Below are 23,570 nucleotides of genomic sequence, written 5' to 3'. Positions count from 1 at the left end.
GCGGGACGACACCCCCGCCGACCTGCAGCGGACCGGCGCTACCACGGCCCGCCGGTGGGGTCCAGCGGGCCCTGTTCCGGGACGGACCGGTCCGTTTTCGGGGGCTTCCGATCACGCTGTGCACTTGCCTAACCTCGCCGGGTCACTGCTGCTCCGGATCCGAGGACGCCGCTCCCCATGCACCACCGCCGCTCCGGGCTCCTGTTCCGCCGCACCGTCCGCTGGGTCCTCGCCCTCGTCGTCCTCGGGGTCGTCGCCGCGCTCGCCGTCCCCGGGCAGGCGGCCGCGGACACCGACATCGGCACACCGGTGCGGCAGGTGGACGAGACCGCCGGTCCCCTCGGCCCCGCCGACCGCGACGTGCTGCACAAGGTCAAGCAGGCCGGGCTGTGGGAGATGCCGGTCGGCACCTGGGCCAGCGAGCGGGCCGAGAGCCCGCGGCTGCGCGAGGTCGGCCGGCTGATCGCCGCCGAGCACCACGAGCTCGACGGGCTCGTGGAGGCCGCCGCGGCGGAGCTCGGGGTCGAGCTGCCGGTCGAGCCGACCGCGCAGCAGCAGGACTGGATGGACGAGATCGCGGCGCAGCCCCGGGCGACCTTCGACGAGCGGGCGGTCTTCCTGCTGCGGCAGGCACACGGCGGGGTGCTGCCCGTCCTCGCACAGGTCCGCGCGGCGACCGAGAACGCGGTGGTGCGCGAGTTCACCGCCGAGGCGATGACCTTCGTCCAGCGGCACATCGAGTACCTCGAGTCGACCGGTCTCGTGGACTACGCCGCGCTGCCCGACCCGGCGGCTCTGGGCTCCGACGACTGGCTCTCGCACACGATGACGTTCGTCGTCCAGGCCGCGCTCGCCGCCCTCATCACCGCTCTGCTCCTCGTCGCCGGTCGCGCCGTGGCCGACCGGGCGAGGCGCCGGGCTCCGATCCCGCGGGCGCCGGTCCGCGGACACCACGCAAGGAGCTGACCCATGGACAGGACCACCAGGCGCCGCACGCTCACCCTCGTCGCCGGGATCGGGCTGGCCGGCCTCGTCGCCGGCACCAGCGCGGCCTACGCGCAGGGCGGCCCGGCCGCGACCGCCACCGCGCCGGCCGCCGCTCAGGACGGGCACGCGCACGGGACGACGTCCGACTCCTCCGCTCCGGCCGGTGCCTCCGCCGCCGCCACCGGTTCGGCCGCTCCCGCCGCGACCGCGGACGTGTGCGCGGAGTCCGACCTGCCGGCGCACACCGGGTTCCAGGTCGGGCCGGCCTGCGTCTCGACGCCGTTCGGCGAGGTGGGCGCGGCGGAGGACAACCCGCAGCTGCTCATCACCGACGCGCCGGAGGAGGTGGCGGTCGGGCAGGCCTTCACCCTCCAGGTGTCGACCCGGAACCTGGTCCGCGACCGCTTCCTCCCGGCCGCGGAGGGCGGCTACTACGTCGAGCCCTCGACGCTGACCGAGGACGGCCTGGTCCGCGGGCACTTCCACACGGCCTGCCGGGTGCTCGGCGACACCGACACCGCGCCGCAGCCGGAGCGCCAGGCGGTCTTCGTCGCGACCGAGGACGGCGGGGGCGGCGCGCGCCCGGACACCGTCACGGTCCGCATCCCAGGCCTGCCCGCGGCCGGTGAGGCGCAGTGCGCGACCTGGGCCGGCGACGGCTCGCACCGGATGCCGATGATGGTCTTCGCCAACCAGGTGCCCGCCTTCGACGCCGTCCGCATCACCGTGCGCGGGGCCGGTGCCGGTGCCGCCGAGTCGGCCGAGGAGTCCGAGCAGGCCCCGGCGGCTGAGGCCGAGGAGCCGGCCACCCAGCCCGAGGTGCCGGCCACCGGGACCGGCGAGGCCACCGGCACCGAGGAGGCGACCGAGCCCACCGGGTCGGCGGCGCCGCAGCGCGCGGACGTCGAGGACGCCGCCGCCGACGTGACCGGCAGCGGCACGCGGTCCCGGGACGAGGAGGACACCGGCGCCGACGACTGACCGGCTGCCGTCAGTCCCGCTCGGCCAGGTCCACCTCGGCCTGTTCCCGGTCGGCCCGGGCGGCCACCCGGTCGCGTGCTGCCTCCTCACGGTCGGCCTGCGCCGCCCGACGGTCGCTCGCGGCCGCGAGCCGGTCCCGTCGGGCATCCTCGCGGTCGTCGGTGTCGGCGTCCCCCTGCCCGGCGCTGTCCGCGGCGCTCAGGGTCCGGTCAGCGGCATGCTCGTCCCGTTCTCGGGCAGCCCGGTCCCGCTCGTCGGCGCGGGCGTCACGGGTGTGGGCCGCGGCGTCGCGCGCCGCGGCGGCCTCGTCTCGCTCCCATCCCCGGTCCACCGGGGAACCCCCTGGGTGCGGTGTGCTGCCGGACACTGCTGCTCCTCTCCTGGCGCGTGCCGGGGGACTGCCAGGGCGTGCCCCCATCCTGGACCGTGCGCGAGCCGGCGGGTGGCTGACACCCGACTCACGCGGAAGTCCAGCTCGGTACCCCCCTCGCGGATCAGGTCGCACTCCGCGCCGAGGCGGACGACGGCGGTCACGGGGGCGTCCTGGCGCGGCGACGCCGTGGACGGCGTCCCGGTCACCGGCCCGCAGCAGGTGCCGTCCACGCTGACCTCGCCGGACGCTCAACTGCCCGGGTGGCGCTCCCGCAGCTCGTCGACGTAGCGGGCGGTGACCGGGACGGCGATCCCGTGCCGGGTCGCGGCGCGCACGACGGCCCCGCCGATCGCGTCGAGCTCGAGCGGGCGGCCCGCCGCGGCGTCGCGCTGCATCGACGAGCGCATGCCCGCGGGGACGCCGTCGAAGAAGGCGACGACCTGCTCCTCGTCGGCGGGCGCACCCTCGGCGCGGGCGACAGCGGCGACCTCGCCGACGATCGCCTCCAGGTCCTCCCGCCGGGACTCGCGGACCTCGCCGGCGGTCGCCTGTGCGGCGGTGGTGAGCAGCGCGAGGGGGGCGAGGAAGTTCAGCTTGCTCCACAGCACGGCCGGCTCGTCGTCCCCGACCCGCGTCGTGACGCCGGCCTGCTGCAGGGCGTCGGCCAGCCGCCGCACCCGCTGCTCCAGCCCGGGGACGGCGACGAGGTCGACGGTGACGAACGGGCTGCCGTGCTGGACCACCCCCGGTGCGGTGCGGGTGCTCTCGACGCGGATCGTCGCCGGGACGACGCCCGCCTGCGGGTAGCGCCGGCGCAGGTGGTCGACGTGCTCCACGCCGTTGAGCAGCGGCACGACCAGCGCGTCGCCGAGGACGTCGGCCGGCACCCGCTCGAGGGCGTCGTCCAGGTGCGTGGCCTTGACCGTCACCAGGAGGACGTCGACCGGCGCGGTCAGTCGCTCGGCGGCGTCCACGGGGACGGCGAGGTCGCCGAAGTGCGCGCTCTCCACCCGGATGCCCGCCGTCCGCAGGTGCTCCGCCGTCGCCGCACCCGCCAGGCAGGTGACCGCCGCACCGTCCCGGGCGAGCAGTGCCGCCAGCAGGCCGCCGACCCCGCCGGGGCCGAGCACGGCGACGCGCAGTCCGGTCAGGGCGTTCTCTCCGTCGGTCACGGCGGACATGCAAGCAGAGGCCACCCGGGCGGCGTCAGACCCCGGCAGCGCGGGAGCCGAGACCTCGGTGACCGACCCCGCGGGGTCTGCGGGCCGGGTCGCGGGTCAGGCCGTGCAGGAACCGCTCGTCGGATCCCGGCGCTCAGCTCCAGGCCGCCACTCGCGACGACGACGATCCGGTCCTGTGGCCTCCCGGTGGCCGGAGCCGCCTGTGCACGATCCCCGGACGGAGCTGCACGTTCGCCCCGCACCGCCTCCTCAGCTCCGCACAGCACTCCGCAACAGCCGCTCGTACGGGCCGTCGGTGGGGGAGGGCTCCAGGTCGCCCAGGAACACCGCGACCACCTGTGCGCCCGGCCGGTCCGCCAGCTCCGCGCGGACCTGTCGCCACGCCGCGAGATTGGGGTGGTCGAGGTCGGTGCACGCCTCGGCCGGAGCCAGCAGGTCGATGGCCTGCTGCAGGCGCTGCTGGTCGAGCACGTAGGTCGCCGTCCCGCGCACGTGGCCGCAGACGGTCGCCAGCACCACCGCGGGGAGGAAGTTCCCGCCACTGTTGATGCGCGGGAAGACGTCCTCGGCCGGGGCACGGTCCTCGGTCGCGGCACGCTCCCTCCCGGCCAGCCCGAGCGCGTAGGCCGCGGGGCGCTCGTAGCCGTCGATCGCGGCCTCCAACCGCGCGCGTGCGGCCGCGAGGTCCTCGGGCGTCGTCCACCGTTCGTCGGTCACGGCGTGCAGTGTGCCGCCGGCGCACCCGTGCGCACCGTCCACCCGACGACACCGACCGGTGGCGATGAGTCCGCCCCGGCCGAGCGGTCACGGACGGCGAGGACGGGAGGGCCCGATGACCCGGGTGATCGCAGGGATGACGGTGTCGCTCGACGGCTTCGTGCAGGACGCAGAGGGCAGCGCGGCGGCGCTGTACACCGGCTTCGCCGACCTGCAGGACTCCGACCACCTGACGGCGATGCAGGACGAGACCGGCGCGGTGCTGATGGGTCGACGGACGTTCGAGATGGCCGGCGACACCGACAGCTACGCCGACACCTACGAGCTGCGGGTGCCGATCCTCGTCCTCACCCACATGCCACCCGCGGTCACGCCCGAGCGCAACGAGCGGCCCCCCGTCACCCTCGTCACGGACGGGTCGAGCCCACCGTCGCGCAGGCTGCCGAGGCGGCGGGGGAGCGCGACGTGACCGTGGTGGGCGGCGTCGACCTCAACCGCCGGCTGCTCGCCGCCGGTCCGGTCGAGGAACGGCGCGTCGACGTCATGCCCGTCCTCCTCGACGCCGGGCTGCGGCTGTTCGACGGCACACCGCCGGGTCGCCTTCGAGAAGCTCGACGTCGACGACGTCGGCGCACGGACCAGCCCTGCGGTTCCGGGTGCTGCGGTCGAGCCGGAGGCGCCGTCAGAGCGACGCCCAGAAGCGCTCGAGGACGGCGGCCCCGCGCTGCGGGTCCTCCACCATCCACCAGTGCCCGAGGCCGTCGAGCACCTCGACGCGGGCACCGGCTCGCTCCGCGGCGCGGCGTCGCTGGGCGTCGGTGCCGACGAAGGAGTCCTCCGACGCGAGCAGCGCCAGTCCGGGGCGGGCGGCGGCGACCTCCAGCGAGCGGCCGGCCTCGGCCATGGCCGGCTGGGCCCCCGAGCGGTGGAGCGCCAGGAGAGCACGCCCCATGTCCTCGTCCTGCCCGGCGGCCACCTGTTCCGCGACGTCCTGCGGGAAGCCGGACGAGACCAGCCGCGCGGCCTTGTCGGCAGGACTGCCGCCCAGCATCTGCGCGATCGACTCCTCGCCGACGCCCGGCTGCTGCCACACCTGCGCCAGGTCGTGCCAGACGTAGTCCTGGTCGAAGATGCCGATCGCGTCGCTCGCCCAGCTGCGCAGCAGGTCGGGCCGCGCCATGGCGACGTTCACCACGTGGGCGCCGCCCCAGTCGTGACCGACGAGGTCGACCGGCTCGCCGATCGGCTCCAGCTCTCCGACCAGCCAGTCGCGGTAGTCGGGCATCGTCGCCCCGAAGTCCGCGGGCAGCGGAGCGCCGAAGCCGGGCGGGGCCAGCCTGACGACGTCCCGCTGCAGGGCGCCGGCCAGTGGGTCCCACACCGCCGGGGTCTCGGGGTTGCCGTGCACGAACACCGCCGGTGGCGTGGTCACGGGGCCTCCTCGACGTCCTGCCGGTGCGACGGCCGCAGCCTGCCCCATTCCGAGACCGGCCGGGGACACCGGACGCCCGGCTCCGGGAGGACCTGTGGTCCTGCCCTCCGCCGGCGGCACGGTCCATGCTGCGGTCGGGCCGCAGGCCTCGGACCCTCGGGAGGGACCATGGGCACTTCCGCCGAGGAGCTCGCCGACGTCGTCCGGTGCACCCGGGAAGCCGCCGCCGCCTACATGCGCGGAGACATGGACCGCTACCTCACGCTGGTCCGCCACGCCCGCGGCTTCACGCTGCTGCCCCCGTACGGCGGGGGACCCCGGCGCTACGACGACCGCGGTGCGGACCTGCGCCGGGCGGAGGCCTCCATCGAGGGCGGCGACGCGGAGCTCGAGCAGGTCGAGACGCACGCCCGGGGGGACACGGTCGTGCTCGTGATGATCGAGCGGCAGCACGGCCGGGTCGGCAGTCTGCCCGACCAGGACTGGTCGTTGCGCGTCACCCAGGTCTTCCGCCGGGACGGTGACGGCTGGCTGCTGGTGCACCGCCACGCCGACCCCCTGGTCCGGCCGGTCGACCTGGAGCAGGTCGCGGCGCTGGCCCGCGGCGCCGACGGGACCTGACGCGGCGGCGGACGTCCCCGGCGGCGCCACGCCGTTCCTCCCCGGCCGACGGGGACGGCCTGGACGTCAGGGGGGAACGGGTCCTGATCCCACCTCGTGGGGAGTGGTGCAATCCCTTTCGCCCACGGCACGGTCGTGGCCGAACTCCCCCGAGGAGGCCCGCGAGTACGGCCCGGTCGACCACGTCGTCCCCTGGGCCGCGGCGCTGCCCGTCCCCGGCCCGGTCGGCTCTCCGTGATGTCGCCGGCGGGATCGCCGCCCGCGGTGTCGATCCGGTGCTGCCGCCGTTCGACCGGGGAGTGAGAGGGTCCGACGGGGACCCGGGAACGGTAGGGAGACCACCGTGAAGTACATGCTGATCATGCGCGCGACCGACGAGACGTACGCCGCCTTCCAGGACGTCGACTTCGCCGAGGTCATCGAGTCCATGGGCCGGTTCAACGACGAGATGATCCGGGCCGGCGTCCTGGTCGCCGCCGAGGGTCTGGACGACGCGGCGAAGGGTGTCGTCGTCGACTACTCCGTGGAGCCCCCCGTGGTCACCGACGGCCCGTACGGGGAGACCAAGGAGCTGTTCGGCGGCTTCTGGATCCTCGACGTGGCCTCGCTGGAGGAGGCCGTCGAGTGGGCCAAGCGGGCGCCCATGGCCGGTCCGGGCAGCAAGGCCGAGATCCGCCGCGTCACCAGCATCGACGAGTTCCCGCAGGACAACGAGTGGATCCAGAAGGAGCGGGCGTGGCGAGAGGCGACCGGCCAGCTGTGAGCCGTCCGGGGGGTGGCCCCGCGGCCACCCCCCGCGCCGCGGGCGGGCGGGAGGCGGTCGAGGCGGTGTGGCGGATCGAGTCCGCGCGCATCACCGGGACCCTGGCCCGGTACACCGGGGACTTCGCCCTGGCCGAGGACCTCGCCCAGGAGGCACTGGCCGAGGCGCTGGTCGCCTGGCCGAGGGACGGCGTGCCGCGCGAGCCCGCCGGGTGGTTGCTGACCGTGGGGCGACGCCGCGCCATCGACGCCTTCCGCCGCCGCTCGGCCCTCGACGAGCGGTACGCCGTGCTGTCCCGGGACCTCCCCGAGGGCGGCGCCGTCACCGGAGCGACCGCGACCGACCCCGGGGACCCGGACCGGGACCTGCTGTGGGACCCCGACCGCATCGACGACGACGTCCTCGCGCTCGTGTTCACCGCCTGCCACCCGGTGCTCTCGCGCGAGGCCCGGGTCGCGCTCACCCTGCGCGTCGTGAGCGGCCTGACGAGCGACGAGATCGCCCGGGCCTTCCTCGTGCCGACCGCCACCGTGCAGGCGCGGATCACCCGGGCCAAGAAGACGCTCGCGGCCGCGCAGGTGCCGTTCGAGGTGCCACCGCCCGCGGAGCGCCGCGCACGGCTCGGCTCGGTGCTCAGCGTGCTGTACCTGGTCTTCACCGAGGGGTCGACGGCCACCTCCGGGAGCGAGTGGATCCGGCCGGACCTGGCCCGCGAGGCGGTCCGGCTGACCCGCGTGCTGGCGCAGCTGGTGCCCGACGAGGCGGAGGTGCACGGCCTGCTCGCCCTGCTCGAGCTCACCGCTGCCCGGTTCCCGGCACGCGTGGGGGACGACGGCGAGCCCGTCCTGCTGGAGGCGCAGGACCGCCGGCGGTGGGACCGTGCGGCCATCCGGCGCGGGCGGGCGGCACTGGTCCACGCCGGCCGGGTCGGCCGCGGCCTCGGTCCCTACGGCGTCCAGGCGGCGATCGCCGAGTGCCACGCGGTCGCGCCGTCGGTCGAGGAGACGGACTGGGAGCGCATCGTGCTCCTCTACGACGTGCTCGGCCGCCTGGCGCCGTCCCCGGTGGTCGAGCTCAACCGGGCGGTCGCCGTCTCGTTCGCCCGCGGGCCGGCGGCCGCGCTGCCCCTCGTCGATGCGCTCGCCGACGCGGGCAGCCTCCCCGGCTCGCACCTGCTGCCGAGCGTCCGGGGCGAGCTGCTCGCGCGGCTCGGCCGGTTCGACGAGGCGCGGCGTGAGATCGAGCGTGCGGTGCAGCTCTGCGGGAACCAGCGGGAGCAGGACCTGCTCCGCCGCAAGGCCGCCGCCTGGGTCTGACCACGCCCCGCTCCCGCGCTGGGGGCGGCAAGCTGGGCACGTGCAGACGGCGGGGGAGACGACGACGCAGGACGCGCGGGTGCTGACCGCGGCGCGGGCCGAGTTCGACCCGGAGGTGACCTACCTGGACACGGCCACGCTGGGGCTGCCGCCCCGGCGCTCCCTCGCGGCGCTGCGCCAGGCCGTGGACTCCTGGGCGGCCGGGCGGGCCTCCGCACGCGACTACGACGTCCCGCTGGCCGCGGCCCGCCGCTCCTACGCCGCGCTGGTCGGGGTCGATCCCGGCCGGGTGGCGGTGGGCAACCAGGTCAGCGTCTTCGCCGGGCTGGTCGCGGCCAACCTGCCCGACCGCAGCGAGGTGCTCACGGCGGCCGGCGAGTTCACCAGCATCGTCTTCCCCTTCCTGGCCCAGGCTCCTCGTGGCGTCGTCGTCCGCGAGGTGCCGCTCGAGCACCTGGTGGACGCCGTCACGTCGCGCACCGCGGTGGTCGCGGTCTCGGCGGTGCAGTCGGCCGACGGCCGGGTGGCCGACCTGCCCGCGCTCGCCGACGCCGCTGCCGCGACCGGCGCCCGGGTGCTGCTCGACGTCACCCAGGCCGCCGGCTGGCTGCCCGTCGACGCCGGGGCCTTCGCGTGGACGGTCTGCAGCGGCTACAAGTGGCTGCTCGCGCCGCGCGGCACCGGCTTCCTCACCGTGGCGCCGGAGCTGGCGGGGGACCTGGTCCCGCACCTGGCCGGCTGGTACGCCGGGGACCGGCCGTGGGAGTCGATCTACGGCGGCCCGCTGCGGCTGGCCGCCGACGCCCGCAGATTCGACATCTCGCCCGCCTGGCACTCCTGGGTCGCGCAGGCCCCGGCTCTCGACCTGCTCACCGGGGTCGGGCGGCGACTGCTGCACCAGCACTCCGTCGGCCTCGCCAACCGCTTCCGCGCCGCACTCGACCTGCCGCCCGGCGACTCGGCGATCGTCAGCCTGCCGGTGCCGCTGGAGGCGCTGGACCGGCTGCGGGACGCCGGCGTCGCGGCCGGCCTGCGGTCCGGCCGGTTGCGCCTGGCCTTCCACGTCCACAACGACGTCGCGGACGCCGACCGTGCTGCCGACGTGCTGGCCGACCTCGTCCGCCGCGGCGACGGCGTCGCCGAGCCCTCGGGCTGACCGGGGCCGGATGACGGTGGTCAGCGGGGCGCCGGTCCGGTCGTCGTGCCCACCGACAGCCGCACGTCGAGCACGACGTCGTCCGGACGCCGCCCCTCGACCAGCTCGACCACGGCCCGGCCGGCCACCCGGCCCTTCTCGGTGGTCGGCTGCACGACGGTGGTCAGTCGCACGGGCGGCAGCCAGGGCAGCTCGGCGCCGTCGAAGCCCGCGACGCTGACGTCCTCCGGGACGCGCAACCCCAGTCCGGCGGCCGCGCGCAGGACGCCGGCGGCCAGGATGTCGCTCTGGGCGACCACCGCCGTCGGCCGCTCCGTGGTCGGGACGTCGAGCAGTGCGCGCCCGGCCCGCTCGCCCTCCTCGACGGCGTTGGCCGCCGTCTCCCACAGGGGCACGGCGCCGAGGACGTCCTCGACGCCGAGCACCCGCTCCCGGACGTCCAGGTAGTGCCCCCGCGCCCGGCGCCCGGGGGAGACCGGGCCGCGGGTGCCGTCCAGGCGCAGCGGCAGGGTCACCACGGCGACGCGGCGGTGACCCAGGCCGGTGAGGTGGTGGGCCAGCTCCACGGTGCCGCGGCGGTCCTGGATGCCGACGAAGACCACGTCGTCGACCCGCGGCCCGTCGACGGCCACGACCGGCACCCCGCGCCGGCGCAGGTGGTCCAGGGCCGGGTCGTCCTCCAGGCCGCAGGTCGCGTAGACGACGGCGTCGAGCGGGACGTGCGACAGCTGGGCCAGCGTCGGGCCGGACCGGTCGGCGTCGCCCGGGAGCAGCAGCAGGCCGACCCCCAACGGGCTGAGCACCTCGGTCACGCCGTCCAGCAGCTGCACCGACACCGGGTCCCGGAACGCGTAGGCCAGCCGCTCGCCGATCACCGCGCCGACCACGCCGCTGCGGCGGGAGCGCAGCGAGCGGGCGACCGGGTCCGGCCCGGGGTAGCCGAGCTGGGCGGCCGCGGCGAGCACCCGTTCCCGTGTCGCCGGCGCGACCCGCGCCGACCCGGAGAACACCAGGGACGCCGTCGAGGGCGCCACCTCGGCCCGGGCGGCCACGGTGGCCAGCGTCGGCCGGCTCCGGTCGCTCACGGTCGCGGCTCCAGGGTCAGCGGGCTCCGCCGGTCGGGTGCGGAGTCGTCGGGTCGGCCGACGCTACGACCCGCGGGAACCCTGCGTCGAGGATGCGCTGTCGAATCGATTCGATAGAGTGGGGGCCCACTTCCCGGGAGGACCTCGATGCTGACCTCGACGACGACCGCCGTCCCCGCCGAGCGGGCGCGTGTCGCCGTCGCCGTGGCGTTCGTGGTCAACGGGTTCGCCTTCGCCTCCTGGATCTCCCGGGTGCCGGCCGCCCGCGACGCGCTGGGTCTGTCGTCGGCGGAGCTCGGCCTGCTGCTGCTGTGCGTCGCCGTCGGCTCGACCGTCGCGCTGCCGCTGACCGGTCCGGTGGTCCACCGCATCGGCCCCGCCCGCGGCGTGCTGGCCGGCGGGGTGGTCACGGGTGCCGGGTTGCTCCTGCTGGCCCTCGGGCTGGGCTCCGGTCAGGTGGTCCCCGCCGGCGCGGGACTGACGCTGGTCGGCGTGGGCGTGGGCAGCTGGGACGTGGCCATGAACATCGAGGGCGCGGCGGTCGAGCAGCGGCTGGGGCGGGTCCTCATGCCGCGCCTGCACGCCGGGTTCAGCCTGGGCACCGTCGCCGGCGCGCTGCTGGGGGCCGGTGCCGCCGCGCTGGCCTTCCCGCTCGCGGCCCAGCTGGCGCTGACGGCGGTGCTCGCGGTCGCCGCGCTCACGCTCGCCACCCGCTCCTTCCTGCCGGCGGAGCCGGGAGCGGAGGACGCGCACCGGGGTGGGTCCGGCGTCGGGCGAGCCTGGCGGGAGCCGCGGACCCTGCTCGTCGGCGTGCTCACCCTCGCCTTCGCCTTCACCGAGGGCAGCGCCAACGACTGGCTGGCGGTCGCCCTCGTCGACGGGCACGGCATCGCCCAGTCGACCGCGGCCGTCGGCTTCGCCGTCTTCGTCGCCGCGATGACCGCCGTCCGGCTCGTCGGCGGCACCCTGCTCGACCGGTGGGGTCGGGTCGCCGTCCTGCGCGCCGGCGGGCTCACCGCCGTGCTCGGGCTGCTGCTGTTCGTCACCGCCCCCGCGCTGCCGTTCGCGCTCGCCGGTGCACTGCTGTGGGGCGCCGGCGCCGCGCTGGGCTTCCCGGTGGGCATGAGCGCGGCGGCCGACGACCCGGCCCGCGCCGCGGCCCGGGTGTCGGTGGTCAGCTCGATCTCCTACACCGCGTTCCTCGCCGGGCCCCCGCTCATCGGGTTCGTCGCCGAGGCGAGCGGCGTGCTGCGGGCACTGCTGGTGGTGCTCGTCGTCCTCGCGGTGGGGATGCTCGCCGCCGGGGCCACCCGGCCGCTGCGCCCCGCCGAGGCCGACTAGCGGGACAGCCGGGCGGCTCGGAGGACGAGGACGGCGTGCTCGAGCGGGTTCGCGGCGACCACCGTGCCGCCGCGCTTGGCGGCCCGGCTCAGGTCCGGGCGGCGGCCGGGCGCACCTGGGCGAGCACGAACTCGGCGACGACGTCGTGCACCGCGTCGCGGTCGTGCTCGTTGAGGACGTCGTGCAGGTCGCCGGGGAAGGTCCGCAGCGTGGCCCGGGGCAGCTGCGCGACCAGCGTCCGCGAGACCTCGACCGGCACCATCGGGTCCGACTCACCGTGCAGGAACAGGGTCGGGATCGACGGCCGGCCCTCGGCGACCCCCGCCGCCACCGCGGGCCAGGTCGCCACCACCGCCTCCATGGTCTGCCGCGGCACGGGGCCGCGGTGGACCAGCGGGTCGTGCCGCAGTGCGTCCAGGTACTCGGGGTGGGTGCTGAACATCTCGCTGGGGTCGGGGTCCTCGACGTCCTCGGCACCCTCGGCCATCAGGGCCTCGACCCACGGCAGGGGCTGGGCCGGTGGTGCGGAGACCACCAGCGCCTGCGCCAGGTCGGGGGACCGCTGGGCCAGCAGGAGGGCGCACACACCCCCGCCGGAGTGGCCCATGAGCACCAGCGGGCGGTCCGGGTGCTGGGCCCGGGCCAGCTCGGCCAGGGTGCGGGTGTCGTCGACGTAGTCGTCCCAGGTGAGCATCAGGTCGCGCTCGCCGTCGCTGCGGCCGTGCCCGATCGCGTCCAGGGCGTGCACCGCGATCCCGTCGGCGGCCAGCCGGCGCCCGAGCACCTCGTAGAGGCCCAGGTGTTCGCCGAAGCCGCCGTGGCAGAAGACGGCGGCGGCGCGGACGTCGCCATCGGGCAGCCAGGCCTCGTGGTGGATGCGGCCACGGGAGCCGTCGAAGAAGGGCATCGCGCCCCTCCCTCCAGTCAGGCGGACGGGCCCCGCTGCGGCGATCCTCCTCGCCGGCGGCACCGGCCGGAGGGGTCCTCCGACCCTCGCCGGCGGACGCGCGCAGCGCCGCGTCACACGGCTGTGGTCGCCACGGGACGGATCGCGATCGGCACCGACCCGGTCCTCTCAGGCCTTCGCGACCTCTCGTGGGAGCTTGACGACCCTCTCTCCTTGAGCCATAAACTCGCTCAGTACCTGAGCGAAATGGGCGGATACCCCATGAGCCGACGCGTCGACCCCGGACGTGAGCACCTCGCGCGGATCGCGCGCCGGTACAGCACGGCCACGGTGCTGTACCACCATGCCGTCGCGGAGCGGCTCGGCCTCGGGCCCTCCGACCACAAGTGCCTGGACCTGCTGCTGCAGCACGGCGAGCTCACCGGCAGCCGGCTCGCCGCGCTGACCGGTCTCACGACGGGTGCCGTCACGGGTGTCGTCAACCGGTTGGAGGCGGCGGGCTTCCTGCACCGCCGTCCGGACCCGTCCGACGGACGACGGCAACTGCTCCAGCCCGTGCCGGAGCGCATCGAGGAGGTCGCCGCCGTCTTCGCTGAGGATGCGCCGGACCTCGATCGCCTCACCGCCGGGATGACGCGCGACCAGGTCGACGCGGTGCTCACCTTCCTGTCCCGCGCGACCGAGGAGCTCGAGGAGTGCGCGGCCCGGCTCCGGGCCCGGGCGCTCCTCGTCGGTACCCGTCGCGCCACCGGCCGCGCACCCACCCATCCGGAGCGCGCTGAGGAGGAAGCCCGATGACGGTCGTCGACCGGAGCGCGGACGCGGCGCTGCACGAGCTGTTCGACCGCATGTGTGCCGCCTGGACGGCCGGGGACGCGGCCGCCTACGGGGAGTGCTTCACCGCGGACAGCGACTACGTCTCCTACGACGGCACGCACGCGCGCGGTCGCCGGGCCATGGTCGACGACCACGATCGGCTGTTCAGGGGCGTGCTGAGCGGCTCGGCACTCGTCGGCCGCATCGAGTCGGTCCGTCACCTGCGACCGGGCGTCGCCGTCCTGCACGCGACCGGCTCCGTCCTGATGCCCTGGCGCTCGAGCCTGCCGAAGCGGCGGCTCTCCCGGCAGACGCTGGTCGCCGTGGAGGAGGGCGGCGCGTGGCGGATCGCTGCGCTGCACAACGGTCGGGTCCGGCCGGTCACCATCCCTGGACCGGCGTCCGTGCCGTCCCGGATGTCCCGGGCGCTGGCCGCGGTGGCCCGCGCACTGGGCGTCGGGCACACCCTCAGCCGACGGTGAGCACGAGCGCTGTGGCCCGAGTTCCCCGTGGGCGCTCAGACCCGGGTGTCGCGCTTGCTCCAGCCGACCGCGGCGGTGAGCAGGAAGAGGACCAGGCCGACCACCGCGAGCCAGAACAGGCCCTCGAGGACGGCGCCGACGACGGTGACGACCAGCCAGATGAGCAGCAGGACGCCGAGCAGTCGCAGCATGGCGGACCTCCGTGCGGGTGGGCGTCCCAGCCTAGGGCCGGGGCGGCCGGTTCGGGACCTCGCGGTCCGGGCAGGATCGCGGCCATGGCCCACACCGCAGCTGACGACCGCTACGACTCGATGACCTACCGGCGCACCGGCCGCAGCGGCCTGGACCTGCCGGCGGTCAGCCTGGGTCTGTGGCACAACTTCGGGGACGACGTCCCGTTCGACCGGCAGCGCGCGATCCTGCGCCGCGCCTTCGACCTCGGCGTCACCCACTTCGACCTGGCCAACAACTACGGACCCCCGTACGGCAGCGCGGAGGTCAACTTCGGTCGGCACCTCGCCGACGACTTCCGGCCCTACCGCGACGAGCTGGTCATCTCGACCAAGGCCGGCTACGACATGTGGCCCGGTCCGTACGGCCAGGGCGGCGGCGGGCGGAAGTACGTGCTCGCCAGCCTCGACCAGTCGCTGCGCCGGATGGGACTGGAGTACGTCGACGTCTTCTACTCCCACCGGCCGGACCCGACCACGCCGCTCGAGGAGACGATGGGCGCGCTGCACAGCGCCGTGCAGGCCGGCAAGGCGCTGTACGTCGGTATCTCCAGCTACGGCCCGGAGGACACCGCGAAGGCTGCGGAGATCCTCGCCGACCTGGGGACGCCGCTGCTGATCCACCAGCCGTCGTACTCGATGCTCAACCGCTGGATCGAGACCGAGGGCCTGCTCGACACCCTCGAGGACGTCGGCGCCGGCTGCATCGCCTTCTCCCCGCTGGCCCAGGGGATGCTCACCAGCAAGTACCTCGACGGCATCCCGGAGGGCTCGCGCGCCAGCCAGGACAAGTCGCTGTCGAGCGCCCTGCTCACCGAGGAGGCGCTCGGCCACGTCCGCGCGCTCAACGGCATCGCCGAGAAGCGCGGGCAGAGCCTGGCGCAGATGGCGCTGGCCTGGGCGCTGCGCGACCCGCGGGTGACCTCCGTGCTCGTCGGCGCGAGCAGCGTCGGCCAGCTGGAGCAGAACGTCGCCGCTCTCGAGCGCCTGGACTTCACCGACGACGAGCTCGCCTCGATCGACGAGCACGCCGTCGACTCGGGCATCGACCTGTGGGAGGCCCCCCGCACCGCCTGAGGAAGGACCCCCTGCCCCCACCACCCGCCAGCTCGCGGCGGGTCCCTGCCGGGGGCCGTCCGTCCTCCCCAAACCTCGCAGGCTCGGCGTGGGGAGGACGGGGGTCCTCTTTCAGTGCCCGCGTTCGACGAGCGCGGCGAGCCGGTCCAGCGCCGTCCGCCAGCCGAGCTCGTTGTCCTCGGGGGCCACGGCCTCGGGCACCCCGTCGTGGACGGCGGTCAGCTCGGTGCCGCCGCCCGGGGCCTCGACCAGCGTGATGGTGCTGGTCATCTCGCCCTGCAGCGCCGGGTCGGCGCTCTCGAAGACGTCGACCTCGACGACCAGCTCGTCGGGTACCAGGCGGACGAAGCGACCGCGGTAGGTGTCGGTGTGCGCGGTCGTCTTGCCCCGCGGCCCCGGCTCGTCGTAGGTGAGCGAGACGCGCAGCGTGCCGCCGTCGCGGGCGTCGAACTCGTGCACCTGGCAGGTCATCCCCTCGGGCACCTTCCAGCGGGCCACCGCGCCGGGGTCGAGCAGCGCCCGGTAGACGGCGGCACGCGGCGCGTCGATGTGCCGGGTCACCCTGGTGGTGGTCACGGCGGCCATCGTGCCTGCGCGACACCGGGGGCGTGGCAGGGTCGGCCGCGTGGATCTCGACGCGGTGGCCGACGAGCTGTACGCGGTGCCGCCCGACGGGTTCGTGACGGCGCGCAAGCAGCGCCAGGACGACGCCCGCGCGGCGGGGGACCGGACCCTCGCGCGGGAGATCGGTGCGCTGCCCAAGCCGACCGCCGCGGCCTGGGTGTGCAACCTGCTGGTGCGGGAGCAGCGGGCGGAGATCGAGGGGCTGGTCGAGCTGGGCGACCTGCTGCGGCAGGCCCAGGAGAGCCTGGCCGGCGACCAGCTGCGGGCGCTGGACCGCCAGCGCTCGCAGCTGCTGACCGCGCTCACCTGCCAGGCGGTCGCGCTCGCCCGGGAGCACGGCATGCGGGTGGGCGGCACCGTGGAGACCCAGGTCGCAGACACGTTGCGCGCGGCGATGGCCGACCCGGAGGCCGGCGAGGCGCTGCTGTCGGGCCGGCTCACCGGCGCCATGTCCTACAGCGGCCTGGGGACGACGGGCAGCCGGCCGGTGCTGCGGCTGGTGTCACCGCGGCCCGAGCGGGAGGGGACCGGCGGGTCGCGCTCCGGTACCGCGGCCGCCCGCCGGCGCCACGACGAGGACGCCCGGCGGGCCGCCGAGCAGGAGGCCCGCCGGCGCGAGGAGGAGGCGCGGCGGGCGGCCGAGGAACGCCGGCGGCGCGAGCTCGAGGAGGCACGCCGCGCGGCCGAGGAGGCGACCGCGCTGGCCGCCGAGGCCGTCGCCGCGGCCGAGGAGGAACGGCACCGGGTCGACGACCTCGACGCCCGCCGGGCCGACCTGCAGGCGCGGGTGGAGGAGCTGACCGACGAGCTCGCGCGCACCGAGGAGGAGGCCGCGCAGACCGCCGAGGAGCTCAGGCGGGCCGAACGGCACCGGCGCACCGCCGAGCGACGCGCCACCGAGGCGGCCACCGCGCGCGACCGCGCGGTGGCCGCGCTGCGGGCGCTCGAGGAGGGCTGAGCCCCGCCGTCGTCCCCCAGGGGTGACAGGTCAGCCCATCGTCTTCTGGCCGTCCAGGGACTCCCGCAGGATGTCCGCGTGCCCGGCGTGCTGGGCGGTCTCCGCGACGATGTGCAGGAACACGCGGCGGGCCGAGCGGGTCGCGCCCGGCTCGAACCACGGCGCCTCCGGCAACGGGTGCGAGGCGTCCAGGTCGGGGAGCGTGCGCACCAGCTCGTCGGTGCGCTGGGCGACCTCCTCGTAGTGGGCCAGCACGCCCTCGAGCGTCTCGTCGGGACCCATCCGGAACTCCTCGGCCCACTTCGCCATCTGCTCCGGGTCGGTGGCCGAGGCCATGGCAGCCGGGCCGTTCACGATGAAGTCGACCCAGCCGGCCTCCTGGGAGGCGACGTGCTTGACCAGCCCACCGAGGGTGAGCTCGCTGGCGGTGGTCCGCTGCCGTGCCTGCTCCTCGGTGAGTCCCTGCACGGTGAAGCGGAGGAAGTGCCGGTGCGCGGCCAGCGCCTCCAGCAGGTCGGCCCGCTCGCCGGTGAGGGTCGTGGTGTCCATGGGATCCGCCTCTCGGTGTCCGCCGTCGCTGACGAGGCCCACGCTAGGCAGCACAGCGGCCAGATACTGACCGCAATGTGCGGCAGGATCGCCGCATGTCCGATCCGTCCGCACGGACCCTGCGTCTGCTCTCCCTGCTGCAGCAGCGCCGCTACTGGGCCGGCTCCGACCTCGCCGACCGGCTCGGCGTCTCGGTCCGCACGCTGCGGCGGGACGTCGACCGGTTGCGCGAGCTCGGGTACCCGGTGGAGGCCCAGCGCGGCGTCGACGGCGGCTACCAGCTCGCCCCGGGCGCCGCCCTGCCGCCGCTGGTGCTCGACGACGAGGAGGCGGTCGCGCTCGCCGTCGGCCTGCAGACCGCTGCCCAGAGCGCCGTCGCGGGGACGGCGGAGTCGTCGGTGCGGGCGCTGGCCAAGGTCGCGCAGGTGATGCCCACCCGGCTGCGGCGCCGGGTGGAGGCGCTGCGTGCGGTGACCGACCCCGCGCCCTGGGCCGGGCCGCAGCAGCTCGTCGACCCGGGGGCGCTCGCCGTCGTCGCCCAGGCCTGCCGCGACTGCGAGCGGCTCGACTTCGGCTACACCGCCGCCGACGCCACCCCGTCGGACCGGCGGGTCGAGCCGCACCGGCTGGTCACCCTCGGCCGGCGCTGGTACCTGGTCGGCTACGACCTCGACCGCGGCGACTGGCGCAGCTTCCGCCTCGACCGGCTGGCCCGGCCGCGGCCGACCGGGGCGCGGTTCGCGCCGCGGCGACTGCCGGCCGAGGACGCCGTCGCCTTCGTCCGGGCCGGCACGGCCGGGGGAGCCAGCCCGACGCCGGTCGAGTTCCTCGTCGCCGCCCCCGCCGACCGGGTGCGGGAGCGGATCGGGCGGTGGGCGCGCGTCGAGGACGACGGCTCCGGCGGCAGCCGGGTGCACATGGTGGCCGACGGGCTGGACTGGCCGGCGTTCGCCATCGGCACCCTGGACGCCGAGGTCAGCGTCGTCTCGCCACCGGAGCTGCTGGCCCTGCTGCACGCGTGGGGACGTCGGCTGAGCAGGGCCGATTCTGTCGTACCCCCGGACGAGCATGGGGCGCGTCCCACCGAGGGGAGGTCGCCATGACCCGCACGGTTCCCAGCACCGAGACGCTCGACCTGGAGATCGCCATCGCCCACATCGCGCTGGGTGTCGCCCGCAGCGCCGCGGCCCGCAGCCCGTCGGCCGAGAACGCGCGGCGCGTCGCCGAGGCCGAGGCCGACGTCGACGCCCTGCTCGACCAGCGCCTCGCCGCCGCCTGAAGCCCGGGGTGGTCCCTCTGCACGGTCCCGCCGTGAGCTTGCCGGCGGTGGGGGCAGGGGGTCCTCCGACTAGCGTCGGGCCATGACCGCACCCGCATCCCGCATCGCCATCGTCACCGGCTCCGAGTCGGGCATCGGCCGGGCCACCGCCGTGGCCCTCGCCGACGCCGGCTGCGACCTCGGGATCACCTGGTACCGCGAGGAGAAGGCCGCGGAGGCGACCGCCGACGAGGTGCGGGCGCTGGGCCGCCGCGCCGAGGTGCGGCACGTCGACCTCACCGAGCTGCCGCAGGCCGCCGACGTCGTCGACGAGCTGGCCGAGGCCCTCGGCGGGGTCGACGTCCTGGTCAACGACGCCGGAACCGGACACATGTCGACGGTCCTCGACACCGACTTCGCCACCTGGCGCGAGGTGCTCGCCACCGACCTCGACGCCGCCTTCCTCTGCCTGCAGCGGGCCGCGCGGCGGATGGTCACCGCCGGCCGCGGCGGGCGGATCGTCAACGTCACCAGCGTCCACGAGCACCAGCCGCGGGTCGGCGCGGCCGCGTACTGCGCGGCCAAGGGCGGGCTCGGCCTGCTCACCCGGGTCGCCGCGATCGAGCTGGCCGAGCACGGCATCACGGTCAACGCCGTCGCGCCCGGTGAGATCGCCACCCCGATGACCGGCCAGGAGGACGAGGACCCGACCGCTCCCGGGCACGGGCGGCCCGGCGTCCCGCTGGGTCGCCCCGGCGACGCGCGCGAGGTGGCCGCGGTCATCGCCTTCCTCGCCTCGCCGGAGGCCTCCTACGTCACCGGCTCCTCCTACGCCGTGGACGGCGGCATGCTGCAGATGGGGCCGATGGCCGGGTCGCACCTGACCTCCGACGACTGGCGCCGTCCCTGAGGTCCGCCGCTCAACCGGCCAGCAGCTCCAGCAGCTGCGCCCGGTCCGGGCCGGGAGGAACCGGCGGTGGCTCGCCCGCGTGGGCGGCCACCAGCTCGGCCATCCCCGGCCGCGCGAGCACCTCCTCGGGCAGCGCCAGGCAGGTGACGGTCTCCAGCAGCGCACGGTAGGCGTCGGCGTCGTGCGCGGCGGCGGCCAACAGGCCGGTGCGGGTCGGGTCCGCGGGCGGGGGTTCGCGGCCGGCGCGGAGGGCGTCCATCTCGGCGATCCGCGTCCGGTCGGCGGCCAGCTGGTTGCGGTAGAAGGGCGCCACCTCGCACTCGGTGCGCCCGTCGAAGAGCCGCGCCAGCTCGACCGGGTCGTCGGGCGACTCCCGCACCACGGCCCGCAGCAGCTGCGCGTGCACGGCGCCGACCGAGATGCCGCGCCCGGCCGAGGGGTTGGTGCACGCCCAGGCGTCGCCCACGGCGAGGAACCCGGTCACCACCGGGACGCCGTCCACCACCAGGCGGCGGTAGCGGTCCAGCACGCCGGCCATCGCCAGCACGCCGGTGATCGGCTCGCCGTCCAGCCAGTGCGCCTGTCGGGGACAGGCGGCGATCACCCGGTCGAACACCGCCGGCTCGCGCAGCGCCTTGAGCGGCGCGTCGCGGGTCGGCCCGAACACCGTCACCGACCAGGTGTCGTTGTCCCCGCCCAGCGTGATGAGCGAGATGCTGCCGACCGGGGCCAGCTGGGGACCCAGCCGCCGCGGTTGCTCGGGGCCGGTGAAGTAGCGGGTGTAGTACACGAAGCCGCTGGGCTGGCTCTCCGCCTGGGCCGGACGGGCGTCCAGCTCGGCCAGCCAGTCCGCGCTCGGTGAGCGGCGTCCGGTCGCGTCGACGACCAGGTCGGCGGCGAGCCGGCCGCCGGTGTCGGTGCTCACCCCGGTGACGTGCGGGACGCCGGGCAACGGCGAGGGGCCGATCACCAGGCCCGTGACCCGCACGCCGCGGCGGACGCGCAGCCGCGGGTGTCCCTCCGCGGCCGCCGCGACCACCGCCTCGGTCACCGGACGCCGCCCCGTGACGAACCGCAGCCGGTCGTCGCCGGGCCGGGGCGCGCGGTCCGCGATCGAGGGCGGCAGCGACTCCACGTAGTCGACCCGGAGGCACCCAGCGTCGGCCAGCCGCTCGGTCAACCCGGGCAGCTCCCGGTCGACCACCTGGCGGAAGCGCGGGAGGAGGGTGTGCGGCTGGCGGAACTGGGCGACCCCGGCTCGTCGCCAGTCGTCCCACGCCTCGGCCGGCGTCCCCGGGGGGTCGGCGGGGTCCGGCTCGAGGACCGTCACCTCGTGCCCGTCCTCGGCCAGCATCAGGCCCGCACACAGGCCGATGACCCCGCCACCGCACACCACGATCGCCGCCATGCCGCCTCCCGGGTCCGCCGGGAAGGGTCCTCCCGGGCCAGGAGAGCGGCCAGGGCCGGAAGCCTCCGCGGGGACGGCGGTGTCGCGCCCCCGCCTCCGTCGCCCGGCCGTGGTGATCATGGGCTCGTCGCTGTCTCGCGCGGCGTGCCCGCGCGTGTCGCCGGCAGCAACCCCGTGATCGACTCTGCTCGGCACCAGGACGAGCGGCCGCCGGCGCCGGGGGCACGTGCGAGCCGGGCCTGCGGAGGTCGCGGCGGCGTCAGCTGCCGCGCTTGCGGCGCTTCTCGCGGTAGAGGTCGGTGTCGGCGCGGACCAGCAGGTCGGCGAGGGTGTCGCCGGGTCCCGCGGTCGCGGTCCCGGCCGACCAGCCCGCGGGGTGGGCTTCGCGCAGCCGCGCCAGCAGGTCCGCGGCGCGGGCTGCGTCGGTGCTGGGGAGGCTGAGCACGAACTCGTCCCCGCCGTAGCGGCCCAGCAGGTCCGACATCCGCAGCTGCGCGGTCCACGCGGCGGCCAACCCCTGCAGCAGGGCGTCGCCGGCGCCGTGGCCCGCCCGGTCGTTGATCGCCTTGAAGTCGTCGAGGTCGATGAGCACGACCGTGAAGGGCTCGTCGCTGCGCAGTGCGTGCGCCAGGCCGCGGTCGGCCGCCACCTGCCAGGCCCGCCGGTTGGCCAGCCCGGTCAGCGGGTCGGTACCGGCGGCCCGGTACAGGTCGCCGGAGACGCGTGACTGCGCCTCGGTGAGCAGGACGACGGTGACCACCGTCGTCAGCCACAGGGGCAGGAACCCGGTGGGGACCGCGGCGAGGGCGCCGGCGGTGGTGAGCACCAGCATCAGCGCGACGTGTACACGAGCCGCGCGGCGGGAGAAGAAGTGCGCGCTGAAGACGCCGATGGTCACCATCGCCGGCCCCAGCCCGACGATCCCCACCGCGGTCACCGAGCGCCAGGCGAGCAGACCCAGTTCCGCGGAGGCCAGCAGCACCGCCGCGTGCAGTGCCCACGGCCCCAACCGGTCGCGGCGCAGCCACAGCACGGCCGATCCGACGGCACCCAGCCCGGCCAGGCCCCACAACAGCGCCACCGGCGACCGGTCGGACACCGGCACCAGCGCGCCCACGGCGCACAGCACCGCGCTCACCGCGTACAGCAGTGAGAGCAGGGCGATGCCGCCCGGCCGCAGCGAGTGCATGGGACCCCCGTTCGTCCGGGCCAGCATCAGCCGCCCGGACGACGCCCCGCATCGATACGGAACCGACCCGACCCGATGGGGGGAGCCCCCGCCGCCCGACCGGGGGAGGCCGGGCTCACTCCCTGTCACCCCCACGTGTCGGCGATCACCCGCCGGTGAGCTCGGTCGGCACGGTGATCACGTCGACCATCGCGCCGCGGCGGTGCACGGTCACCGGCAGGGGGCGGCCGATCGCCTCGTCGAACAGCAGCCGCTGCAGGCTCTGCGCCTCGGCGACCGGTCGCCGTCCGGCCTCCAGCACCAGGTCGCCGGCCTTGAGCCCGGCACGGTCGGCCGGCGACCCGGGGACGACGTCGACGATCCGCAGCCCCCGTCGCCGCCCGGTGCGCTCGGCGAGCGCCGCCGGCAGCGGAGCAGGCGTGCTGACCAGGCCGAGGTAGGCGCGGCGCACCCGGCCGTCGCGCACCAGCGCGTCCACGATCCGCCGGGTGGTGTCGTTGACCGGCACCGCCAGGCCCAGCCCCCAGCCGGCGACGGCGGTGTTGACCCCGACCACCCGGCCGGCGGAGTCGGCCAGCGCCCCACCGGAGTTGCCCGGGTTGAGCGCGGCGTCGGTCTGGATGACGTCCTCCACCACCCGGGCGGTGCGCCCGTCCCGGGTGGGCAGCGACCGGCCCAGACCGCTGACCACGCCGGCGGTCACCGAGCCGGCCAGCCCCAGCGGGTTGCCCACCGCGACCACCAGCTGACCGACCCGCAGCGTCGCGGCGTCCCCGAGCTGTGCCGGCGGGGGGGTGGCGCCGCGCGCCCGGACGACGGCGAGGTCCGACAGCGGGTCGGCGCCCACGACGTCGACCCCGGCCTCGCTGCCGTCGGCGAAGACCGCCCTCCCGGCGCGGGACCGCCCGACGACGTGGGCGTTGGTCAGCAGGAGCCCGTCACCCGGGACGACGACCGCCGATCCCGCGCCGCCGCTCCCATCGGGCGCGGTCACCTGCAGCGCGGCGACGTGCGGGGTGAGCTCGGCGGCGACGGCGGTGACCACCTGGGAGTACGCGTCCAGCGCCCGCTCGTCGACGGAGCCCGAGGTGTCCGGCTCCGGCAGCACGCCCATGGCGCACCTCCTCGATTACGCGATTACAGAGCCAGTGAACTCCCGTGCGGACGCCTGTGGGAGCGGTCATGCCGTGGGCGAACAGCGGCCCGATA

The 23,570-nt window shown here is 76.0% G+C and carries 28 protein-coding genes; 16 read left to right on the top strand and 12 right to left on the bottom strand.

All coding sequences use genetic code 11. The features are described from left to right. Nucleotides 1-177 precede the first annotated feature (177 nt). Both ACU610_RS13480 and ACU610_RS13475 read left to right on the top strand, forming a co-directional pair. Nucleotides 178-966, top strand: coding sequence for a DUF4142 domain-containing protein (locus ACU610_RS13480; protein WP_446768222.1), 789 nt, complete (start codon nt 178-180; stop codon nt 964-966). 3 nt (nt 967-969) lie between these two features. Then, nucleotides 970-1,968 carry a hypothetical protein gene (locus ACU610_RS13475; RefSeq protein WP_446768221.1) on the top strand — a complete coding sequence of 333 codons (999 nt, stop codon included), beginning with the start codon at nt 970-972 and terminating at the stop codon, nt 1,966-1,968. A 10-nt stretch (nt 1,969-1,978) separates the two neighbouring features. Here the strand turns inward: ACU610_RS13475 and ACU610_RS13470 are convergent, their stop codons facing one another. The 3 genes from ACU610_RS13470 to ACU610_RS13460 form a co-directional block, all read right to left on the bottom strand. Continuing rightward, nucleotides 1,979-2,299 (bottom strand): hypothetical protein, encoded by a 321-nt coding sequence (locus ACU610_RS13470; protein WP_446768220.1) that lies wholly within the window; start codon nt 2,297-2,299, stop codon nt 1,979-1,981. 290 nt (nt 2,300-2,589) lie between these two features. Further along, complete coding sequence (locus ACU610_RS13465; protein ID WP_446768219.1) at nt 2,590-3,522, bottom strand: ketopantoate reductase family protein; 933 nt, start codon at nt 3,520-3,522, stop codon at nt 2,590-2,592. A gap of 249 nt (nt 3,523-3,771) precedes the next feature. Next, complete coding sequence (locus ACU610_RS13460; RefSeq protein ID WP_446768218.1) at nt 3,772-4,239, bottom strand: hypothetical protein; 468 nt, start codon at nt 4,237-4,239, stop codon at nt 3,772-3,774. Between the two features lie 115 nt (nt 4,240-4,354). Here ACU610_RS13460 and ACU610_RS13455 point away from each other — a divergent pair, with 115 nt between their 5' ends. Next, nucleotides 4,355-4,708, top strand: a complete 354-nt coding sequence (locus tag ACU610_RS13455) for a dihydrofolate reductase family protein (protein WP_446768217.1) — start codon at nt 4,355-4,357, stop codon at nt 4,706-4,708. 213 nt (nt 4,709-4,921) lie between these two features. On the opposite strand, the gene ACU610_RS13450 is transcribed toward ACU610_RS13455, so the two are convergent. Then, the gene (locus ACU610_RS13450) at nt 4,922-5,671 is read right to left on the bottom strand and encodes an alpha/beta fold hydrolase (RefSeq protein ID WP_446768216.1); all 750 of its coding nucleotides are present in this window, start codon (nt 5,669-5,671) and stop codon (nt 4,922-4,924) included. 168 nt (nt 5,672-5,839) lie between these two features. Between ACU610_RS13450 and ACU610_RS13445 the strand changes: the two genes are divergently transcribed. The 5 genes from ACU610_RS13445 (at nt 5,840) to ACU610_RS13425 (ending at nt 9,527) form a co-directional block, all read left to right on the top strand. Then, nucleotides 5,840-6,292 carry a YybH family protein gene (locus tag ACU610_RS13445; protein ID WP_446768215.1) on the top strand — a complete coding sequence of 151 codons (453 nt, stop codon included), beginning with the start codon at nt 5,840-5,842 and terminating at the stop codon, nt 6,290-6,292. A 106-nt stretch (nt 6,293-6,398) separates the two neighbouring features. After that, on the top strand, nt 6,399-6,530 hold the full coding sequence (locus tag ACU610_RS13440; RefSeq protein WP_446768214.1) for a hypothetical protein: 132 nt from the start codon (nt 6,399-6,401) through the stop codon (nt 6,528-6,530). A 114-nt stretch (nt 6,531-6,644) separates the two neighbouring features. Further along, nucleotides 6,645-7,055 carry a YciI family protein gene (locus ACU610_RS13435; RefSeq protein WP_446770723.1) on the top strand — a complete coding sequence of 137 codons (411 nt, stop codon included), beginning with the start codon at nt 6,645-6,647 and terminating at the stop codon, nt 7,053-7,055. Continuing rightward, entirely contained in the window at nt 7,052-8,371 is a 1,320-nt protein-coding gene (locus tag ACU610_RS13430; protein ID WP_446768213.1) for an RNA polymerase sigma factor, read from the top strand. Before ACU610_RS13435 ends, ACU610_RS13430 begins: the two co-directional genes overlap by 4 nt. A gap of 40 nt (nt 8,372-8,411) precedes the next feature. Next, nucleotides 8,412-9,527, top strand: coding sequence for an aminotransferase class V-fold PLP-dependent enzyme (locus ACU610_RS13425; RefSeq protein WP_446768212.1), 1,116 nt, complete (start codon nt 8,412-8,414; stop codon nt 9,525-9,527). Nucleotides 9,528-9,547: 20 nt separating this feature from the next. Here the strand turns inward: ACU610_RS13425 and ACU610_RS13420 are convergent, their stop codons facing one another. Continuing rightward, entirely contained in the window at nt 9,548-10,612 is a 1,065-nt protein-coding gene (locus ACU610_RS13420) for a LacI family DNA-binding transcriptional regulator (RefSeq protein WP_446768211.1), read from the bottom strand. A gap of 147 nt (nt 10,613-10,759) precedes the next feature. On the opposite strand from ACU610_RS13420, the gene ACU610_RS13415 reads away from it, so the two are divergent. Further along, complete coding sequence (locus ACU610_RS13415; RefSeq protein WP_446768210.1) at nt 10,760-11,953, top strand: MFS transporter; 1,194 nt, start codon at nt 10,760-10,762, stop codon at nt 11,951-11,953. Between the two features lie 88 nt (nt 11,954-12,041). On the opposite strand, the gene ACU610_RS13410 is transcribed toward ACU610_RS13415, so the two are convergent. After that, complete coding sequence (locus ACU610_RS13410) at nt 12,042-12,860, bottom strand: alpha/beta fold hydrolase (RefSeq protein WP_446768209.1); 819 nt, start codon at nt 12,858-12,860, stop codon at nt 12,042-12,044. Between the two features lie 123 nt (nt 12,861-12,983). Between ACU610_RS13410 and ACU610_RS13405 the strand changes: the two genes are divergently transcribed. Both ACU610_RS13405 and ACU610_RS13400 read left to right on the top strand, forming a co-directional pair. Further along, nucleotides 12,984-13,658 (top strand): MarR family winged helix-turn-helix transcriptional regulator, encoded by a 675-nt coding sequence (locus ACU610_RS13405; protein ID WP_446768208.1) that lies wholly within the window; start codon nt 12,984-12,986, stop codon nt 13,656-13,658. Next, nucleotides 13,655-14,158 carry an SgcJ/EcaC family oxidoreductase gene (locus ACU610_RS13400; protein WP_446768207.1) on the top strand — a complete coding sequence of 168 codons (504 nt, stop codon included), beginning with the start codon at nt 13,655-13,657 and terminating at the stop codon, nt 14,156-14,158. The genes ACU610_RS13405 and ACU610_RS13400 overlap by 4 nt, the downstream gene beginning before the upstream one ends. A 35-nt stretch (nt 14,159-14,193) precedes the next feature. On the opposite strand, the gene ACU610_RS13395 is transcribed toward ACU610_RS13400, so the two are convergent. Beyond that, the gene (locus tag ACU610_RS13395) at nt 14,194-14,349 is read right to left on the bottom strand and encodes a hypothetical protein (RefSeq protein WP_446768206.1); all 156 of its coding nucleotides are present in this window, start codon (nt 14,347-14,349) and stop codon (nt 14,194-14,196) included. 84 nt (nt 14,350-14,433) lie between these two features. Between ACU610_RS13395 and mgrA the strand changes: the two genes are divergently transcribed. Beyond that, entirely contained in the window at nt 14,434-15,465 is a 1,032-nt protein-coding gene (gene mgrA / locus ACU610_RS13390; protein WP_446768205.1) for an L-glyceraldehyde 3-phosphate reductase, read from the top strand. Nucleotides 15,466-15,576: 111 nt separating this feature from the next. Here mgrA and ACU610_RS13385 read toward each other — a convergent pair whose 3' ends face one another. Next, nucleotides 15,577-16,050, bottom strand: coding sequence for an SRPBCC family protein (locus tag ACU610_RS13385; protein WP_446768204.1), 474 nt, complete (start codon nt 16,048-16,050; stop codon nt 15,577-15,579). Nucleotides 16,051-16,090: 40 nt separating this feature from the next. On the opposite strand from ACU610_RS13385, the gene ACU610_RS13380 reads away from it, so the two are divergent. Further along, entirely contained in the window at nt 16,091-17,047 is a 957-nt protein-coding gene (locus tag ACU610_RS13380) for a hypothetical protein (protein ID WP_446768203.1), read from the top strand. A gap of 30 nt (nt 17,048-17,077) precedes the next feature. Here ACU610_RS13380 and ACU610_RS13375 read toward each other — a convergent pair whose 3' ends face one another. Then, nucleotides 17,078-17,596: a DinB family protein gene (locus tag ACU610_RS13375; RefSeq protein WP_446768202.1), complete on the bottom strand. Its 519-nt coding sequence runs from the start codon at nt 17,594-17,596 to the stop codon at nt 17,078-17,080. A 95-nt stretch (nt 17,597-17,691) separates the two neighbouring features. Between ACU610_RS13375 and ACU610_RS13370 the strand changes: the two genes are divergently transcribed. The 3 genes from ACU610_RS13370 to ACU610_RS13360 all read left to right on the top strand — a co-directional run bounded on the left by ACU610_RS13370 (nt 17,692) and on the right by ACU610_RS13360 (nt 19,764). Beyond that, complete coding sequence (locus ACU610_RS13370; protein WP_446768201.1) at nt 17,692-18,699, top strand: helix-turn-helix transcriptional regulator; 1,008 nt, start codon at nt 17,692-17,694, stop codon at nt 18,697-18,699. Continuing rightward, nucleotides 18,696-18,875 (top strand): hypothetical protein, encoded by a 180-nt coding sequence (locus ACU610_RS13365; RefSeq protein WP_446768200.1) that lies wholly within the window; start codon nt 18,696-18,698, stop codon nt 18,873-18,875. The genes ACU610_RS13370 and ACU610_RS13365 overlap by 4 nt, the downstream gene beginning before the upstream one ends. An 82-nt stretch (nt 18,876-18,957) precedes the next feature. Continuing rightward, complete coding sequence (locus ACU610_RS13360; protein WP_446768199.1) at nt 18,958-19,764, top strand: SDR family oxidoreductase; 807 nt, start codon at nt 18,958-18,960, stop codon at nt 19,762-19,764. 10 nt (nt 19,765-19,774) lie between these two features. Here ACU610_RS13360 and ACU610_RS13355 read toward each other — a convergent pair whose 3' ends face one another. The 3 genes from ACU610_RS13355 to ACU610_RS13345 form a co-directional block, all read right to left on the bottom strand. After that, complete coding sequence (locus ACU610_RS13355) at nt 19,775-21,172, bottom strand: NAD(P)/FAD-dependent oxidoreductase (protein WP_446768198.1); 1,398 nt, start codon at nt 21,170-21,172, stop codon at nt 19,775-19,777. A gap of 259 nt (nt 21,173-21,431) precedes the next feature. Beyond that, nucleotides 21,432-22,361, bottom strand: a complete 930-nt coding sequence (locus tag ACU610_RS13350) for a diguanylate cyclase (RefSeq protein ID WP_446768197.1) — start codon at nt 22,359-22,361, stop codon at nt 21,432-21,434. Nucleotides 22,362-22,506: 145 nt separating this feature from the next. After that, entirely contained in the window at nt 22,507-23,475 is a 969-nt protein-coding gene (locus ACU610_RS13345; protein WP_446768196.1) for a S1C family serine protease, read from the bottom strand. Between the last annotated feature and the right edge of the window lie 95 nt (nt 23,476-23,570).

The organism is Geodermatophilus sp. URMC 61 (assembly GCF_052931555.1).
Note: the sequence above shows the minus strand (reverse complement) of the source record. Positions and strands in the feature narration are given on the sequence as shown.

Bases quoted from the DNA above. Each gene is read 5' to 3' on its own strand.
- ACU610_RS13480 (WP_446768222.1), top strand. From the start codon at position 178: ATGCACCACCGCCGCTCCGGGCTCCTGTTCCGCCGCACCGTCCGCTGG.
- ACU610_RS13475 (WP_446768221.1), top strand. From the start codon at position 970: ATGGACAGGACCACCAGGCGCCGCACGCTCACCCTCGTCGCCGGGATC.
- ACU610_RS13465 (WP_446768219.1), bottom strand. From the start codon at position 3,522: ATGTCCGCCGTGACCGACGGAGAGAACGCCCTGACCGGACTGCGCGTC.
- ACU610_RS13455 (WP_446768217.1), top strand. From the start codon at position 4,355: ATGACCCGGGTGATCGCAGGGATGACGGTGTCGCTCGACGGCTTCGTG.
- ACU610_RS13445 (WP_446768215.1), top strand. From the start codon at position 5,840: ATGGGCACTTCCGCCGAGGAGCTCGCCGACGTCGTCCGGTGCACCCGG.
- ACU610_RS13435 (WP_446770723.1), top strand. From the start codon at position 6,645: ATGCTGATCATGCGCGCGACCGACGAGACGTACGCCGCCTTCCAGGAC.
- ACU610_RS13415 (WP_446768210.1), top strand. From the start codon at position 10,760: ATGCTGACCTCGACGACGACCGCCGTCCCCGCCGAGCGGGCGCGTGTC.
- ACU610_RS13410 (WP_446768209.1), bottom strand. From the start codon at position 12,860: ATGCCCTTCTTCGACGGCTCCCGTGGCCGCATCCACCACGAGGCCTGG.
- ACU610_RS13400 (WP_446768207.1), top strand. From the start codon at position 13,655: ATGACGGTCGTCGACCGGAGCGCGGACGCGGCGCTGCACGAGCTGTTC.
- ACU610_RS13395 (WP_446768206.1), bottom strand. From the start codon at position 14,349: ATGCTGCGACTGCTCGGCGTCCTGCTGCTCATCTGGCTGGTCGTCACC.
- mgrA (WP_446768205.1), top strand. From the start codon at position 14,434: ATGGCCCACACCGCAGCTGACGACCGCTACGACTCGATGACCTACCGG.
- ACU610_RS13385 (WP_446768204.1), bottom strand. From the start codon at position 16,050: ATGGCCGCCGTGACCACCACCAGGGTGACCCGGCACATCGACGCGCCG.
- ACU610_RS13375 (WP_446768202.1), bottom strand. From the start codon at position 17,596: ATGGACACCACGACCCTCACCGGCGAGCGGGCCGACCTGCTGGAGGCG.
- ACU610_RS13370 (WP_446768201.1), top strand. From the start codon at position 17,692: ATGTCCGATCCGTCCGCACGGACCCTGCGTCTGCTCTCCCTGCTGCAG.
- ACU610_RS13365 (WP_446768200.1), top strand. From the start codon at position 18,696: ATGACCCGCACGGTTCCCAGCACCGAGACGCTCGACCTGGAGATCGCC.
- ACU610_RS13360 (WP_446768199.1), top strand. From the start codon at position 18,958: ATGACCGCACCCGCATCCCGCATCGCCATCGTCACCGGCTCCGAGTCG.
- ACU610_RS13355 (WP_446768198.1), bottom strand. From the start codon at position 21,172: ATGGCGGCGATCGTGGTGTGCGGTGGCGGGGTCATCGGCCTGTGTGCG.
- ACU610_RS13350 (WP_446768197.1), bottom strand. From the start codon at position 22,361: ATGCACTCGCTGCGGCCGGGCGGCATCGCCCTGCTCTCACTGCTGTAC.
- ACU610_RS13345 (WP_446768196.1), bottom strand. From the start codon at position 23,475: ATGGGCGTGCTGCCGGAGCCGGACACCTCGGGCTCCGTCGACGAGCGG.